Raw genomic sequence first — 14,716 nt, 5'->3', positions numbered from 1 at the left:
AGCTCCGTGCTCGCACCGAGAACGCGCTCAGCCGTCGCACTGAGCGGGAATCAGCGCCCCTCCTGACGATGCGGAGCCCGGGCTCCGATGTGATGGTCTCCGTCGCCGACTCCGGCTGCGAACCATCCGAACCAGATCTCGAAGGGATCCTCCATGTCCACCACCGCCATCGGAAGCGGCCGCACCTCCACGGCGGCCGGTCTCGACTCGATCCTCGACCAGGCGAACCGCGCCCAGGCCGTGCTCCAGCGCTTCTTCGCCCGCACCGGCGTGCCGACGCTCCGCGTCGCGCTCGGCCTCGTGTTCCTCGTCTTCGGCGCACTCAAGTTCCTGCCGGGCGTGAGCCCCGTCGAGGACCTCGTCGCCGCCACGTGGAGCGCGCTGACCTTCGGGATCGTCGGGCCGCAGCTCGCCATGATCCTCACCGCCTCGATGGAGGTCGTGGTCGGACTCTCGCTCGTGACCGGCGTGTTCCTGCGCATCGGCCTGCTCGTGCTCGCCGGCACGTTCGTCGGCATCTTCTCGCCGCTCGTGTTCTTCGCCGGCGACCTGTTCACGACCGCCGGACCCACGCTCACCGCCCAGTACGTGCTGAAGGACGTCGTGCTCGTCGGCGCCGCCATGGTCGTGGCCGCCAAGGCCCTCCAGCGCCCCATCGGCCGCAGGTGACCCCGCCCCGGCTCCGCAGCGAACGGCCCCCGCAGTGCGGGGGCCGTTCGTGCGTCGAGCGAGGCCGCGCAGCGGTGAGCGTCGGGGCGCTGGGCGTCAGGGGCGCGGATCGGTCGCGTCGTAGCCGCGGAAGCTCGGCTGGAGCCGCATCACGACCGCGACGAGCGCGACGACGAGCAGGCCGCCGGCGAGCGGCGGGAACCACAGCGCGATCGACGTCGCGAGGATGCCGACCCAGAGATCGCCGAGCCGGGGACCGCCCGCGACCACCACGACGAAGACCCCCTGCATGCGCCCGAGCATCTCGTCGGGAACCGCGGTCATGAGCATCGTGCTGCGGAAGATCGCGCTGACCTCGTCGGACGCCCCCGCCCCGGCCAGCAGGAGCGCGGCGGCCGCGAGCGCGAGCGGGTTCGCCTCGCCGATCGACGCGCCTCCGCCGCCCTGCAGGAGCGACACCGCGACGACCGCCCCGAACCCGGCGATGCACGCGCCGTAGACCATGACCGCGCGGCCGATCGCGACGCCGTAGCGGTGCACGTGCGCGACCGGCCCGCTCAGCAGGCTCGTCGTGAACGTGCCGACCGCGAAGGCCGCCGTGAGGATGCCGACGGTCACCGCGCCGCCGCCGATCGCGAGCGCGCCCACCGCGGGCAGCAGCGCGTAGGGCCGGCCGAACGTCATCGCGATGAGGTCGATCACGAACCCCGCGCGGATGTTGGGCGCGCGCTTCAGGAACGCCAGGCCGTCGACGAGCGTGCTGAGGCTCGCCCGCCTCGGGTCGCCCTCGGGGGCGATGCGCGGGAGCATGAAGATGCCGAGGAACCCGAACGCGAACAGCACCAGGTCGATGCCGAACGTGATCGGGAAGCCGACCGTCGCGACGAGCACGCCGCCGAGCGCCGGCCCGACCGTGAGCTGCACGCCGACGCCGATGCCCGACAGCGCCGCGGCGCGCGACACGAGCTCCGGCGGCAGGATCCTGGGCGTGACGGCCATGTGCGCGGTGCCCGAGACCGTGCCGGCGACCGTGATGATCGTGGTGAGCACGTAGAACGGCCACACCTCGACGCGGCCGCCGGAGGCCCGCACCGCGACATCCGCCGCCGAGAGCGCGAGGAGACCCGCGGTCGCGACCCACGTGACCGTCGCGCTCGTGATGAGCACGCGTCGCCGGTCGAACACGTCGGCGAGCACGCCGCCCCAGAGGCCCGCGATGATCATGGGGATGAGCGCGATGCCGCCCACGAGGCCGACCGCCAGCGTAGAACGCGTGATCTCGTAGACCTGCAGGCCGACCGCGAGCACCGTGAGCTGCGCGCCCACGCCCGAGATGACGCCGCCGACCCAGAGCCGGGCGAACGCGGGCGACGCCTTCAGGGGCGCGAAGTCGACGAACCGGCGGCGCTTGCCCGCGGTCGGGTCGTCGACGAGGTCGACGGGGCTGGGCTGGGCGGAGTCGGGCACCGGACGATGGTACGCGCTGCCGGGGGCGCCGCCTGCGTCAGGCCCGATCGGGCGGCTGATAGGCTGGTCGGGTTGGCAACCTTTAAGGCCGTCCCGTGAGGCGGAGAAGGGAGTCGGTCTGATGGCGCGCACTGTGCTCAATCACGCTGACATATCGCGGGCGTTGACCCGCATCGCCCACGAGATCCTCGAGTCCAATCGCGGCGCAGAGCATCTCGTCATCCTCGGCATCCCGACGCGCGGCACCGTTCTGGCCAGGCGCATCGCCGAGATCATCCAGCGCATCGAGCCCTCGGCTCCGGTGCAGCTCGCCGGGTCGCTCGACGTGACCATGTACCGCGACGACCTCTCGCGCAGCGGCGTCCGCATGCCCTCGCCGACCGAGCTGCCGCCGGGCGGCATCGACGGCCGCACGGTCGTGCTCGTCGACGACGTGCTCTACTCCGGACGCACGATCCGTTCGGCCTTCGACGCGCTGAGCGACCTCGGGCGGGCGAGGGCCGTGCGCCTCGCCGTGCTCGTCGACCGCGGCCACCGCGAGTTCCCGATCCGCGCCGACTTCGTGGGCAAGAACCTGCCGAGCGCGGCCAGCGAGCGCATCAACGTGCGACTGCACGAGATCGACGGCGGCGACGACCACGTCTCGATCGACGGGGGCGACGAATGAGGAACCTCCTGAGCACCCGCGAACTGGGCCGCGACGACGCGATCGCCCTGCTCGACATCGCGGAGGACATGGCGGCCGTGCAGCACCGAGAGGTGAAGAAGCTGCCGACCCTGCGCGGCAAGACGGTCGTGAACCTCTTCTTCGAGGACTCCACCCGCACGCGCATCTCGTTCGAGGCGGCCGCCAAGCGGCTCTCGGCCGACGTCATCAACTTCAGCGCCAAGGGCTCGAGCGTCTCGAAGGGCGAGAGCCTCAAGGACACCGCGCAGACCCTGCAGGCCATGGGCGCCGACGGCGTCGTCATCCGCCATCACGCGTCGGGCGCCCCCTACACCCTCGCCACGAGCGGATGGATCGACGCGGGCGTCGTCAACGCCGGCGACGGCACGCACGAGCACCCGACGCAGGCCCTGCTCGACGCCTTCACCATGCGCAGCCGCCTGCACGGCGGGGCGAGTCGCGGCAGAGGCCTCGACGGCGTGCGCGTCGTGATCGTCGGCGACATCCTGCACTCCCGCGTCGCACGGTCGAACGTGTGGCTGCTCTCGACGCTCGGCGCGGAGGTCGTGCTCGTCGCCCCGCCGACGCTCGTGCCCGTCGACACGGCCGGCTGGCCGGCATCCGTCGTCTTCGACCTCGACGAGGCGCTGGCGACGAAGCCCGACGTGGTCATGATGCTCCGCATCCAGGCGGAGCGCATGCACGGCTCGTTCTTCCCGAACAGCCGCGAGTACGCACGGACCTGGGGTCTCGACGATGCCAGGTTCTCCCAGTTGCCCCCGACTACGATGGTCATGCATCCCGGGCCGATGAACCGAGGGCTGGAGATCTCCGCCCTCGCGGCGGACTCCGCGCAGTCCACGGTCAGGGAGCAGGTCGCGAACGGAGTATCAGTGAGAATGGCCGCCCTCTATCTGCTGCTGTCGGGCGAGCGGGGTGACGCCTGATGACCGAGTCGTTCCTCATCACCGGTGCGACGCTGCCGACGGGCGAGCGCGCCGACATCCGCCTCGAGAGCGGCATCATCGCCGAGGTCGGGCGCATCTCGGATGCCGCGGGCGCGACGGTCGTCGACGCCGACGGCCTCATCGCGCTGCCGGGCCTCGTCGACCTGCACACCCACCTGCGCGAGCCGGGCTACGAGCAGAGCGAGAGCGTGCTCACGGGCACGCAGGCCGCCGCGGCCGGCGGCTTCACCGCCGTGTTCGCGATGGCCAACACGTCGCCCGTGGCCGACACGGCCGGCGTCGTCGAGCAGGAGCTCAGCCTCGGGCGCGCCGCGGGCTACGCGACCGTGCAGCCGATCGGCGCCGTGACCGTGGGCCTCAAGGGCGAGCAGCTCGCCGAGCTGGGGGCCATGGCGCGCTCGCGCGCCGAGGTGCGCGTGTTCAGCGACGACGGCTTCTGCGTCTTCGACCCGCTGCTCATGCGCCGGGCGCTCGAGTACGTCAAGGCCTTCGACGGCGTGATCGCGCAGCACGCGCAGGAGCCGCGGCTCACGCAGGGCGCGCAGATGAACGAGGGAGCCCTGTCGGGCGAACTCGGACTCGCCGGCTGGCCGGCGGTCGCCGAGGAGTCGATCATCGCGCGCGACGTGCTCCTCGCCGAGCACGTCGGCAGCCGCCTGCACGTGTGCCACGTCTCGACGGCCGGATCGGTCGAGGTCATCCGCTGGGCGAAGGCGCGCGGCATCGACGTGACCGCCGAGGTCACCCCCCACCACCTGCTGCTCACCGAAGACCTGGTCTCGAGCTACGACCCGCGGTACAAGGTGAACCCGCCGCTGCGTCGCTCCGAAGACGTCGAGGCGCTGCGCGCGGCGCTCGCCGACGGCACGATCGACATCGTCGCCACCGACCACGCCCCGCACCCGATCGAGGCGAAGCAGAGCGAATGGGATGCCGCGGCGAACGGCATGGTCGGGCTCGAGTCCGCCCTGTCGGTCGTGCACGCCGCGGTCGTCGACAACGGCATGCTCGACTGGTCGGACGTCGCCCGGGTGCTGTCGCACGCGCCCGCCCGCATCGGCCGCCTGCGCGGTCAGGGCGAGGCCGTCGAGGCCGGAGCGGCGCCCGAGCTGACGCTCTACGACCCGAACGCGGCCTCCGAGTTCGCGCTCGATCGCCTCGCCGGCCGCAGCATCAACTCGCCGTACCTCGGTCGCACGCTGCCCGGACGCGTCGTGGCGACCTTCCACGCCGGCTACGCGACGCTGCTCGACGGCGTCGTGCAGCCCGCCGACGAGATCGCGCGCCGCGCCGCCTCCGTCGGAGGTGCGCGTGGATAAGTGGATCGGCGCGCTCGTCGCGCTCGTCGTGGTGGGCGGCCTGCTCTGGCTCGCCTTCCGCGCCTGGCGCAAGCGCGAGAAGCGCGACGCGACCCTCGCGGCGTATCCGCTGCCCGCGCTCTCGGGCGCACCGACGCTCGAGACCGAGGTGCTCTACGTCGCGACCACCCCGATCGGCTCGCCGCTGGACCGCCTCGCCGTGCAGGGGCTCGCGTTCCGCGGCGCCGGTCGCATCGAGGTCTTCCCCGAAGGCGTCGTGCTCCGGATCGCGGGGGAGCAGCCCTCGTTCGTGCCGGCGGCGCGAATCGTCTCGGCGGGCGAGGCCACCTATGCGATCGACCGCGGCGTCGAGCCGGGCGGACTCGTCGCGCTCAGCTGGATCGTCGATCTCCGCGACGCCGAGCCCGACCAGGTCGCGCCCTACGTCGACAGCTACCTCAGAGCCCGGCACCCGGGCGATTCGGCGCGCATCATCGTCGCCGTCAACGACATCGCTGCGGCACGCACCGTGACGCAGCCCCACCATGAGAGCGAGGCCTCGGATGACTGAGACCACCACCCGCCTGCACGAGCCCGCGGTGCTCGTGCTCGAAGACGGCACGCGCTACGAGGGCCGTGCCTACGGCGCCCGCGGGCGCACCCTGGGCGAAGCGGTCTTCGCGACCGGCATGACCGGCTACCAGGAGACCCTCACCGACCCGTCGTACGCGGGCCAGATCGTCATGATGACGGCTCCGCACATCGGCAACACCGGCATGAACGACGAAGACATGGAGTCGGCGCGCATCTGGGTCGCCGGCTTCATCGTGCGCGACCCCTCCCGCGTCGTGTCGAACTTCCGTTCGCAGCGGAGCCTCGACGACGACCTCGCCTCGGCGGGCGTCGTCGGCATCAGCGGCATCGACACCCGCGCGCTGACCCGCCACCTGCGGTCAGCCGGTTCGATGCGCGCCGGCGTCTTCTCGGGCGAGGCGTTCGCGCTCACCCACGGCGAGCAGCTCGAGCTCGTGCAGGGCGCCGCGGAGATGAGCGGCCAGAACCTCTCGGGCTCGGTCTCGACGAGCGAGCCGTACCGGCTGCCCGCCACCGGTGAGCGCGTCGGATCGGTCGCGGTCCTCGACCTCGGCGTCAAGACGTCGACCCTGAACTTCCTCGCCGAGCGCGGCTTCGACGTGCACGTGCTGCCGCAGTCCGTCACCGCCGAGGAGGTGCTCGCCACCTCGCCCGACGCGCTGTTCTTCTCGAACGGCCCGGGCGACCCCGCGGCATCCGACCGCCACGTCGACATCCTCCGCAGCGCCCTGCGGGCGGGCGTGCCGTACTTCGGCATCTGCTTCGGCAACCAGCTGCTCGGGCGTGCGCTTGGCTACGGCACCTACAAGCTGCCCTTCGGCCACCGAGGCATCAACCAGCCGGTCGTCGACCGGTCCACCGGTCGCGTCGAGATCACCGCCCACAACCACGGCTTCGCCGTCGACGCCCCGATCGACCGCGTCAGCGAGTCGAGCCAGGGCTTCGGGCGCGTCGAGGTCAGCCACGTCGACCTCAACGACAACGTCGTCGAGGGCCTGAACTGTCTCGACATCCCCGCCTTCTCGGTGCAGTACCACCCGGAGTCCGCGGCCGGCCCGCACGACGCCAACTACCTCTTCGACCGGTTCCGCGACATGGTCATCGCGAGCAAGGAGAACCAGGCCTGATGCCCAAGCGCGACGACATCAACAGCGTCCTCGTCATCGGATCCGGTCCGATCGTCATCGGACAGGCTGCCGAGTTCGACTACTCCGGCACCCAGGCGTGCCGGGTGCTCCGCTCCGAGGGGGTGCGCGTCATCCTCGTCAACCCCAACCCGGCGACGATCATGACCGACCCCGACTTCGCCGACGCGACCTACGTCGAACCCATCACCCCCGAGATCATCGAGTCGATCATCATCAAGGAGCGGCCCGACGCCGTGCTGCCGACGCTCGGCGGCCAGACGGCGCTCAACGCCGCGATCGCCCTCGAAGAGGCCGGCATCCTCGCCAAGCACGGCGTGGAGCTCATCGGCGCCAAGGTCGACGCGATCCGCAAGGGCGAGGACCGGCAGCTCTTCAAGGACCTCGTGATCGAGGCCGGCGCCGGCGTCGCCCGTTCGCACGTCGCGAAGACGCTCGACGAGGCGAAGACGTTCGCCGAAGACCTCGGTTACCCGCTCGTGGTGCGTCCGTCGTTCACCATGGGCGGTCTCGGATCGGGCTTCGCGTACACCGAGGAAGACCTCGTGCGCATCGTCACGCAGGGCCTGCACGACTCGCCCACGACCGAGGTGCTCCTCGAGGAGTCGATCCTCGGCTGGAAGGAGTACGAGCTCGAGCTCATGCGCGACACGGCCGACAACACGGTCGTCGTCTGCTCGATCGAGAACGTCGACCCGGTCGGCGTGCACACGGGCGACTCGATCACCGTCGCCCCGGCGCTCACGCTGACCGACCGCGAGTACCAGAACCTGCGCGACATCGGCATCGAGATCATCCGCCGCGTCGGCGTCGACACCGGCGGCTGCAACATCCAGTTCGCGATCGACCCGACCGACGGCCGCGTGATCGTCATCGAGATGAACCCGCGCGTCTCGCGCTCGTCGGCGCTCGCCTCGAAGGCCACCGGCTTCCCGATCGCGAAGATCGCGGCGAAGCTCGCCATCGGCTACCGACTCGACGAGATCCCCAACGACATCACCAAGGTGACGCCCGCGAGCTTCGAGCCGACGCTCGACTACGTCGTCGTCAAGGTGCCCCGGTTCGCGTTCGAGAAGTTCCCGGCCGCCGACCCGACCCTCACGACCACCATGAAGTCGGTCGGCGAGGCCATGGCCATCGGGCGCAACTACGCGACCGCGCTCCAGAAGGCGCTCCGCTCGCTCGAGAAGCGCGGGTCGTCGTTCCACTGGGGCGACGAGGAGCGATCGGTCGAGGAGCTCCTCGAGATCGCGAAGGTGCCCACCGACGGCCGCATCGTCGTGGTGCAGCAGGCGCTCCGCAAGGGCGCGACCATCGAGCAGGCGTTCGAGGCCACGAAGATCGACCCGTGGTTCCTCGACCAGATCGCGCTCATCAACGAGGTCGCGGCCGAGGTCGCCGCGGCCGAGAACCTCGACACCGACCTGCTGCTGCTCGCGAAGGACCACGGGTTCTCCGACGCGCAGATCGGCCAGCTCCGCGGCTTCGGCGAGGCCGATGCGCGCGAGGTGCGCCACATCCTCGGCATCCGCCCGGTCTTCAAGACCGTCGACACGTGCGCCGGGGAGTTCCCCGCCCTCACGCCGTACCACTACTCGAGCTACGACTTCGAGACCGAGGTCGAGCCGAGCGACCGCCGCAAGGTGGTCATCCTCGGCTCGGGTCCGAACCGCATCGGCCAGGGCGTCGAGTTCGACTACTCGTGCGTGCACGCGTCGTTCGCGCTGTCGGATGCCGGCTTCGAGACCATCATGATCAACTGCAACCCCGAGACGGTCTCGACCGACTACGACACGAGCGACCGGCTCTACTTCGAGCCGCTGACCCTCGAGGACGTGCTCGAGGTCATCCACGCCGAGTCGCAGTCGGGCGAGCTCGTGGGCGTCGTCGTGCAGCTCGGCGGCCAGACCGCGCTCGGCCTCGCGAAGGGCCTCGAGGCGGCCGGCGTGCCGATCCTCGGCACGACGCCCGATGCGATCGACCTGGCCGAGGAGCGAGGCCTGTTCGCCGGCATCCTCGAGTCGGCGGGCCTGCTCGCGCCGCGCAACGGCACGGCGACCGAGCTCGCAGGCGCCGTGCAGGTCGCCGAGGAGATCGGCTACCCGGTGCTCGTGCGCCCGAGCTACGTGCTCGGCGGCCGCGGCATGGAGATCGTCTACGACACCCCGTCGCTCGCCGACTACTTCGCGCGCATCGAGGGCCAGGGCATCGTCGGGCCGACGCACCCCCTGCTCGTCGACCGCTTCCTCGACGACGCCATCGAGATCGACGTCGACGCGCTCTACGACGGCACCGACCTCTACATCGGCGGCGTCATGGAGCACCTCGAGGAGGCCGGCATCCACTCGGGCGACTCGAGCTGCACGCTCCCGCCCGTCACGCTCGGCCGCGCCGAGATCGACCGTGTTCGCGAGGCCACCCGCTCGATCGCCGAGGGCATCGGCGTGAAGGGCCTGCTCAACGTGCAGTTCGCGATCGGCGCGGGCGTGCTCTACGTGCTCGAGGCGAACCCGCGTGCGAGCCGCACGGTGCCGTTCGTGTCGAAGGCGCTCGGCATCCCGCTCGCCAAGGCCGCCTCGCGCATCATGGTGGGCGCCACCGTCGCCGAGCTCGTCGCCGAGGGCATGCTGCCCCCGGTCGACGGATCGCGCGTGCCGCTGGACGCCCCGGTCGCCGTCAAGGAGGCCGTGCTGCCGTTCCACCGGTTCCGCACCACCGAGGGCCTCATCGTCGACTCGGTGCTCGGCCCCGAGATGCGCTCGACGGGCGAGGTCATGGGCATCGACCGCGACTTCCCGCGGGCGTTCGCGAAGAGCCAGCTGGCCGCGTACGGCGGCATGCCGACCGGCGGAACGGTGTTCGTCTCGGTGTCCGACCGCGACAAGCGCTCGATCATCCTGCCGATCCTGCGTCTGCAGCAGCTCGGCTTCGCGATCGCCGCGACCGAGGGCACGGCCGAGGTGCTGCGCCGCAACGGCATCGCCGCGACCGAGGTGCTGAAGTACAGCGAGAAGGCCGACGCCGACGCCACCTCCGTCGTCGAGCTGATCCACCGCGGCGAGGTCGACGTGGTCGTGAACACCCCGAGCGGACGTTCGGCGCGTGCCGATGGCTACGAGATCCGCGCCGCGGCCGTCTCGGCCGACGTGCCGCTGTTCACGACGATCGCCGAGCTCTCGGCTGCGGTGGCGTCGATCGACGAGGGCGGCCAGGCCTTCGAGGTGACCAGCCTGCAGGAGTACGCTACCCGACGCGGGGCATCGGCATGAGCGAGCAGATCCCGTTCGGTGAGCGGCTCGCGGCCGTCTTCGCCGCCTACGGTCGCCTGTGCGTCGGCCTCGACCCGCACGCGGCGCTCCTCGACCGTTGGGGTCAGCCCGACTCCGCGGAGGGACTGCGCGAGTTCGGACTCCGGGTCATCGAGGCCGCGGCCGATCGCGTCGGCATCCTGAAGCCGCAGATCGCGTTCTTCGAGCGCCACGGGGCGGCGGGCTACGCCGTGCTCGAGCGGCTGCTGGCCGAGGCGCGCGAGGCCGGACTGCTCGTGATCGCCGACGTGAAGCGCGGCGACATCGGCACGACCGTCGACGCGTACGGCGAGGCGTGGCTGCGGCCCGGTTCGAGCCTCGAGGCCGATGCCATGACCATCAGCGCCTACCAGGGGCTCGGCTCGATCGAGCAGGTCATGGTCGCCGCAGAGGCTGCGGGCAAGGGCCTCTTCGTGCTCGCGGCGACGTCGAACCCCGAGGCCGCGGCCATCCAGCGCGCCGTGCTCCAGCAGTCGACGCGTGCGGGCCACACGGTCGCCGGCGCGATCACGCAGGGCGTCGTCGGCTGGAACGCCGGGCGAGCGGATGCCGGTGAGAACGCGTTCGGGTCGATCGGCGTCGTGTTCGGCGCGACCACCGACCTGCCCGCCGCGGGCATCCCGACCGACGTCGAACCGCCGCGTCCCGGCCTGCCCGTGCTCGCGCCCGGGTTCGGACACCAGGGCGCCGAGCCCGGCGACCTCCGCGTGCGATTCGGCGGCTACGCCGGGGGCGTCATCGCCAACGAGTCCCGTTCGCTGCTGTCGGCCGGCCCAGAAGGGCTCGCCGATGCGATCGCGCGCCGTGCCGACGAGTACGGAGCCGCCGGTGCCTGAGACGAACACCAGGTCGACGCCGCCCGAGGTCGATCGCGTCGCGGCGTCCCGTGCGGCGGTCGCGGCGCGGCGTGCGCGCGCGAGCGTGAAGGCCGACATCGCCGCGGGCTCGCGCAGCCCGCTCGACGTGCTCAGGGTCGCGTTCGCCGAGCCCGAGTCCGCCGAGGGACGGCTCCGCGTCACCGAGTACCTGACCTCGATCCCGGCGATCGGGGTGACGAAGTGCGCCAGGATCCTCGAGGAACTCGAGATCTCGACGGCCAAGCGCCTCGGCGGACTCGGCCGCCTGCAGCGGCGCCGACTGCGCGAGTTCGTGGCCGCGTGGATCGCCTCGCACGGCGGGACCGGTGACCGCCTCGTGGTGCTCGCCGGGCCGACGGCCGTCGGCAAGGGCACCGTCGCGTCGTACATCCGACGGCACCACCCCGACGTGAAGCTGTCGGTGTCGGCGACCACGCGTGCGCCGCGCCCCGGCGAGGTCGAGGGCGAGCACTACTTCTTCGTCGACGACGCCGAGTTCGACCGCATGGTCGAGGCGGGCGAGCTGCTCGAGTGGGCGACCGTGCACAACGCGTCCCGCTACGGCACGCCGCGCGGTCCGGTCGAGGCGGCCATCGCCGCCGGTGACAGCGTGCTGCTCGAGATCGACATCCAGGGCGCGCGTTCGGTGCGCCGGGCGATGCCGGAGGCCACGCTCGTGTTCCTCCTGCCGCCCACGTGGGACGAACTCGTGCGCAGGCTCGTCGGCCGCGGCACCGAGTCGCCCGCCGAGCAGCAGCGCCGTCTCGAGACCGCGAAGGTCGAGCTCGCGGCCGTCGACGAGTTCGACCACCAGGTGGTCAACCACGACGTGCCCGAGGCCGCGCAAAAGGTCGTAGACTTGATGAGGCCCCGTTCAGGGCGACGTTGAGTCGCCCGGGTCACGATCTTCCGGCGCACGCGAGGTGCGCATGTTCGTTTCGTAAGGAGTATCTCCATGGCTGAGAAGCTTTCCGGCATCATCGACCCGCCCATCGACGACCTGCTGTCGAAGGTCGACTCGAAGTACCAGCTCGTGATCTTCGCGTCCAAGCGCGCGCGTCAGATCAACGACTACTACGCCGACCTCCACGAGGGCAGCCTGTTCGACAACGTCGGCCCGCTGGTCGACTCCTCGATCGACGACAAGCCCCTGTCGGTGGCGATGCACGAGATCAACGAAGACAAGCTGGTGCTCCGCCCGATCGGCGAGTAAGCACGGCACGGATGTCGCGGCTCAACATCGTCGTCGGCATCACCGGCGGCATCGCGGCGTACAAGGCCGTCGGCGTCGTGCGGGCACTCGTGCTCGCCGGCCATGACGTGCACGTGGTGCCGACCGAGGGGGCGCTCCGCTTCGTGGGGCGCCCGACGCTCGAGGCGATCTCGCGCAACCCCGTGCACACAGACCTCTACGAAGGGGTCGCCGAGGTGCGCCACGTGGCGATCGGTCAGGCAGCCGACCTCATCGTCATCGCCCCGGCCACCGCGAACTCGATCGCGAAGCTGGCGGCGGGCCTGGCCGACGACCTGCTCGGCAACACGGTGCTCGCCAGCGAGGCGCCGATCGTGATCGCCCCCGCGATGCACACCGAGATGTGGCTGAACCCGGCGACGGTCGCCAACGTCGCGACGCTCCGCGAACGCGGCGTCACGGTCGTCGGCCCCGCGGTGGGCCAGCTGACGGGCACCGACAGCGGGCCCGGCCGCATGGAGGAACCCGACGTCATCGTCGAGGCCGCGCTCGCGCGCGCCGCGCACCGGGCACCGGCGGGCGACCTCGCCGGACGGCGTGTCGTCGTGACCGCCGGCGGCACTCGCGAGCCGCTCGACCCCGTGCGCTTCCTCGGCAACCGCTCGAGCGGCAAGCAGGGCGTCGCGATCGCCGAGGCGGCGCGCGCCAGGGGCGCGAACGTGACCCTGATCGCCGCGAACCTCGAGGTCGCCGCCCCCGGCGGATGCGACATCCGGCCCGTGTCGACCGCCCGCGAGCTGCAGGCGGCCGTGACCGAGGCGGCCGCCGGGGCCGACGTGGTCATCATGGCCGCGGCGGTCGCCGACTACCGGCCCGCCGAGGTCAGCGAGTCGAAGATCAAGAAGCAGCCGGGCGACGACGGGCTCACGCTCGAGCTCGTGCGCAATCCCGACATCCTCGCGGGGCTCGGACACGCTCCGCACGAGGGCACGCTGCTCGTCGGCTTCGCCGCCGAGACCGAACCCGACGACGAACGCCTCATCGCGCTCGGGGCTGCGAAGCTCGAGGCGAAGGGCGCCGACCTGCTCGTCGTGAACCGCGTCGGGTGGGCCGAGGGATTCGCGCGAGACGACAACCGCGTCGTCATACTCGGACGCGATGGGGTGCTCGCACGCGCCGACGGGAGCAAGATGTCGGTGGCGCACGAGATCCTCGAGCTCGCGGCGCAGCACCTCGGCGCGCCGGCCGCACCCGTGCACGACGGCCCGCGCGAGCGCACGGCCTCCTCCGGCTGAGCACCCGGCCAGAGCCGACGCCCGAGCCGCATTCGCACCACGACGAAAGTAGAACCGCGACCATGAGCCAGCTTCGACTGTTCACCTCCGAGTCGGTCACCGAGGGGCACCCCGACAAGATCTGCGACCAGGTCTCGGACTCCATCCTCGACGCGCTCCTCACCGTCGACCCGCACAGCAGGGTGGCGGTCGAGACGCTGGTGACGACCGGGCTCGTGCACGTCGCGGGCGAGGTCACGACCTCGGGCTACGTCGAGATCCCGGCCATCGTGCGCGAGCGCGTGACCTCGATCGGGTACAACTCCTCCGACGTGTGGTTCGACGGTCGTTCCTGCGGCGTGTCCGTCTCGATCGGCGGGCAGTCGCCCGACATCGCCCAGGGCGTCGACGACGCCTTCGAGTCCCGCGAGCGTTCGAGCGAAGACCTCCTCGACAAGCAGGGCGCGGGCGACCAGGGCATCATGTTCGGCTACGCCACCCGCGAGACCGCGCAGCTCATGCCCGTGCCGATCTGGATCGCGCATCGACTCGCCGAGCGGCTCACCGAGGTGCGCAAGGCCGGCGAGCTCGACTACCTGCGTCCCGACGGCAAGACGCAGGTGACGGTCGGCTACGACGGGCAGGTCCCGCGCACGATCGAGACCGTCGTGCTCTCGACCCAGCACTCGCCGCGGGTGTCGACCGACCAACTGCGCGCCGAGGTCGAGGAGCTGGTCATCAAGCCCGTGCTCGACACGGTCGAACTCGCGCGCCCCGAGCTCTCGGTGCTGATCAACCCGACCGGCCGCTTCGAGATCGGCGGCCCGCAGGGCGACGCCGGCCTCACCGGGCGCAAGATCATCATCGACACGTACGGCGGCGCGAGCCGGCACGGCGGCGGCGCATTCAGCGGCAAGGACCCCTCGAAGGTCGACCGGTCCGCGGCGTACGCGATGCGCTGGGTCGCGAAGAACGCCGTCGCGGCCGGCCTCGCCGACCGCCTCGAGGTGCAGGTCGCCTATGCGATCGGCAAGGCCGCTCCGGTGGGTCTCTACGTCGAGACGTTCGGCACCGCCCACGTTCCTGAGGAGCGCATCATCGCCGCGATCCGCGAGGTCTTCGACCTGCGCCCCGCCGCGATCATCCGCGACCTCGACCTGCTGCGCCCCATCTACGCGCAGACCGCCGCCTACGGGCACTTCGGCCGCGAGCTGCCCGATTTCACCTGGGAGCGGCTCGACCGCGTCGACGACCTGCGCGCCACTGCCGGGCTCTGA

General features: G+C 71.4%; 13 protein-coding genes. 12 read left to right on the top strand and 1 reads right to left on the bottom strand.

Translation table 11 applies throughout. The features are described 5' to 3' along the window. Positions 1-153: 153 nt before the first annotated feature. Positions 154-669, top strand: coding sequence for a DoxX family membrane protein (locus ACFVS8_RS02720; RefSeq protein WP_387057320.1), 516 nt, complete (start codon positions 154-156; stop codon positions 667-669). Positions 670-765: 96 nt separating this feature from the next. Here the strand turns inward: ACFVS8_RS02720 and ACFVS8_RS02715 are convergent, their stop codons facing one another. Then, positions 766-2,136 (bottom strand): MFS transporter, encoded by a 1,371-nt coding sequence (locus tag ACFVS8_RS02715; protein ID WP_387057318.1) that lies wholly within the window; start codon positions 2,134-2,136, stop codon positions 766-768. Positions 2,137-2,254: 118 nt separating this feature from the next. Between ACFVS8_RS02715 and pyrR the strand changes: the two genes are divergently transcribed. From pyrR to metK, 11 genes are all read left to right on the top strand, one after another. Continuing rightward, positions 2,255-2,803 carry a bifunctional pyr operon transcriptional regulator/uracil phosphoribosyltransferase PyrR gene (gene pyrR / locus ACFVS8_RS02710; protein ID WP_387058158.1) on the top strand — a complete coding sequence of 183 codons (549 nt, stop codon included), beginning with the start codon at positions 2,255-2,257 and terminating at the stop codon, positions 2,801-2,803. Further along, a complete protein-coding gene (locus tag ACFVS8_RS02705; RefSeq protein ID WP_387057316.1) occupies positions 2,800-3,750 on the top strand; it encodes an aspartate carbamoyltransferase catalytic subunit in 951 nt (316 codons plus the stop codon). The genes pyrR and ACFVS8_RS02705 overlap by 4 nt, the downstream gene beginning before the upstream one ends. Next, the gene (locus ACFVS8_RS02700) at positions 3,750-5,090 is read left to right on the top strand and encodes a dihydroorotase (RefSeq protein ID WP_387057314.1); all 1,341 of its coding nucleotides are present in this window, start codon (positions 3,750-3,752) and stop codon (positions 5,088-5,090) included. Before ACFVS8_RS02705 ends, ACFVS8_RS02700 begins: the two co-directional genes overlap by 1 nt. Beyond that, the gene (locus ACFVS8_RS02695) at positions 5,083-5,640 is read left to right on the top strand and encodes a hypothetical protein (protein ID WP_387057312.1); all 558 of its coding nucleotides are present in this window, start codon (positions 5,083-5,085) and stop codon (positions 5,638-5,640) included. Before ACFVS8_RS02700 ends, ACFVS8_RS02695 begins: the two co-directional genes overlap by 8 nt. Then, a complete protein-coding gene (gene carA, locus ACFVS8_RS02690; protein WP_387057310.1) occupies positions 5,633-6,790 on the top strand; it encodes a glutamine-hydrolyzing carbamoyl-phosphate synthase small subunit in 1,158 nt (385 codons plus the stop codon). Before ACFVS8_RS02695 ends, carA begins: the two co-directional genes overlap by 8 nt. Next, the gene (gene carB, locus ACFVS8_RS02685) at positions 6,790-10,077 is read left to right on the top strand and encodes a carbamoyl-phosphate synthase large subunit (RefSeq protein WP_387057308.1); all 3,288 of its coding nucleotides are present in this window, start codon (positions 6,790-6,792) and stop codon (positions 10,075-10,077) included. Before carA ends, carB begins: the two co-directional genes overlap by 1 nt. Beyond that, complete coding sequence (pyrF, locus tag ACFVS8_RS02680; protein ID WP_387057306.1) at positions 10,074-10,952, top strand: orotidine-5'-phosphate decarboxylase; 879 nt, start codon at positions 10,074-10,076, stop codon at positions 10,950-10,952. Before carB ends, pyrF begins: the two co-directional genes overlap by 4 nt. Then, positions 10,945-11,862, top strand: a complete 918-nt coding sequence (gene gmk, locus ACFVS8_RS02675; protein ID WP_387057304.1) for a guanylate kinase — start codon at positions 10,945-10,947, stop codon at positions 11,860-11,862. Before pyrF ends, gmk begins: the two co-directional genes overlap by 8 nt. A gap of 66 nt (positions 11,863-11,928) precedes the next feature. Then, on the top strand, positions 11,929-12,186 hold the full coding sequence (rpoZ, locus tag ACFVS8_RS02670; RefSeq protein WP_092965504.1) for a DNA-directed RNA polymerase subunit omega: 258 nt from the start codon (positions 11,929-11,931) through the stop codon (positions 12,184-12,186). 11 nt (positions 12,187-12,197) lie between these two features. Then, complete coding sequence (gene coaBC, locus ACFVS8_RS02665) at positions 12,198-13,460, top strand: bifunctional phosphopantothenoylcysteine decarboxylase/phosphopantothenate--cysteine ligase CoaBC (protein ID WP_387057302.1); 1,263 nt, start codon at positions 12,198-12,200, stop codon at positions 13,458-13,460. A gap of 62 nt (positions 13,461-13,522) precedes the next feature. Beyond that, entirely contained in the window at positions 13,523-14,716 is a 1,194-nt protein-coding gene (gene metK / locus ACFVS8_RS02660) for a methionine adenosyltransferase (protein ID WP_387057300.1), read from the top strand.

This window comes from Agromyces sp. NPDC058110 (assembly GCF_042884735.1).
Classification (GTDB): domain Bacteria; phylum Actinomycetota; class Actinomycetes; order Actinomycetales; family Microbacteriaceae; genus Agromyces.
The sequence above is the reverse complement of the archived record's forward strand: the minus strand, read 5'-3'. Positions and strand labels throughout refer to the sequence as shown.

Bases quoted from the DNA above. Each gene is read 5' to 3' on its own strand.
- ACFVS8_RS02720 (WP_387057320.1), top strand. From the start codon at position 154: ATGTCCACCACCGCCATCGGAAGCGGCCGCACCTCCACGGCGGCCGGT.
- ACFVS8_RS02705 (WP_387057316.1), top strand. From the start codon at position 2,800: ATGAGGAACCTCCTGAGCACCCGCGAACTGGGCCGCGACGACGCGATC.
- ACFVS8_RS02700 (WP_387057314.1), top strand. From the start codon at position 3,750: ATGACCGAGTCGTTCCTCATCACCGGTGCGACGCTGCCGACGGGCGAG.
- carA (WP_387057310.1), top strand. From the start codon at position 5,633: ATGACTGAGACCACCACCCGCCTGCACGAGCCCGCGGTGCTCGTGCTC.
- carB (WP_387057308.1), top strand. From the start codon at position 6,790: ATGCCCAAGCGCGACGACATCAACAGCGTCCTCGTCATCGGATCCGGT.
- pyrF (WP_387057306.1), top strand. From the start codon at position 10,074: ATGAGCGAGCAGATCCCGTTCGGTGAGCGGCTCGCGGCCGTCTTCGCC.
- rpoZ (WP_092965504.1), top strand. From the start codon at position 11,929: ATGGCTGAGAAGCTTTCCGGCATCATCGACCCGCCCATCGACGACCTG.
- coaBC (WP_387057302.1), top strand. From the start codon at position 12,198: ATGTCGCGGCTCAACATCGTCGTCGGCATCACCGGCGGCATCGCGGCG.
- metK (WP_387057300.1), top strand. From the start codon at position 13,523: ATGAGCCAGCTTCGACTGTTCACCTCCGAGTCGGTCACCGAGGGGCAC.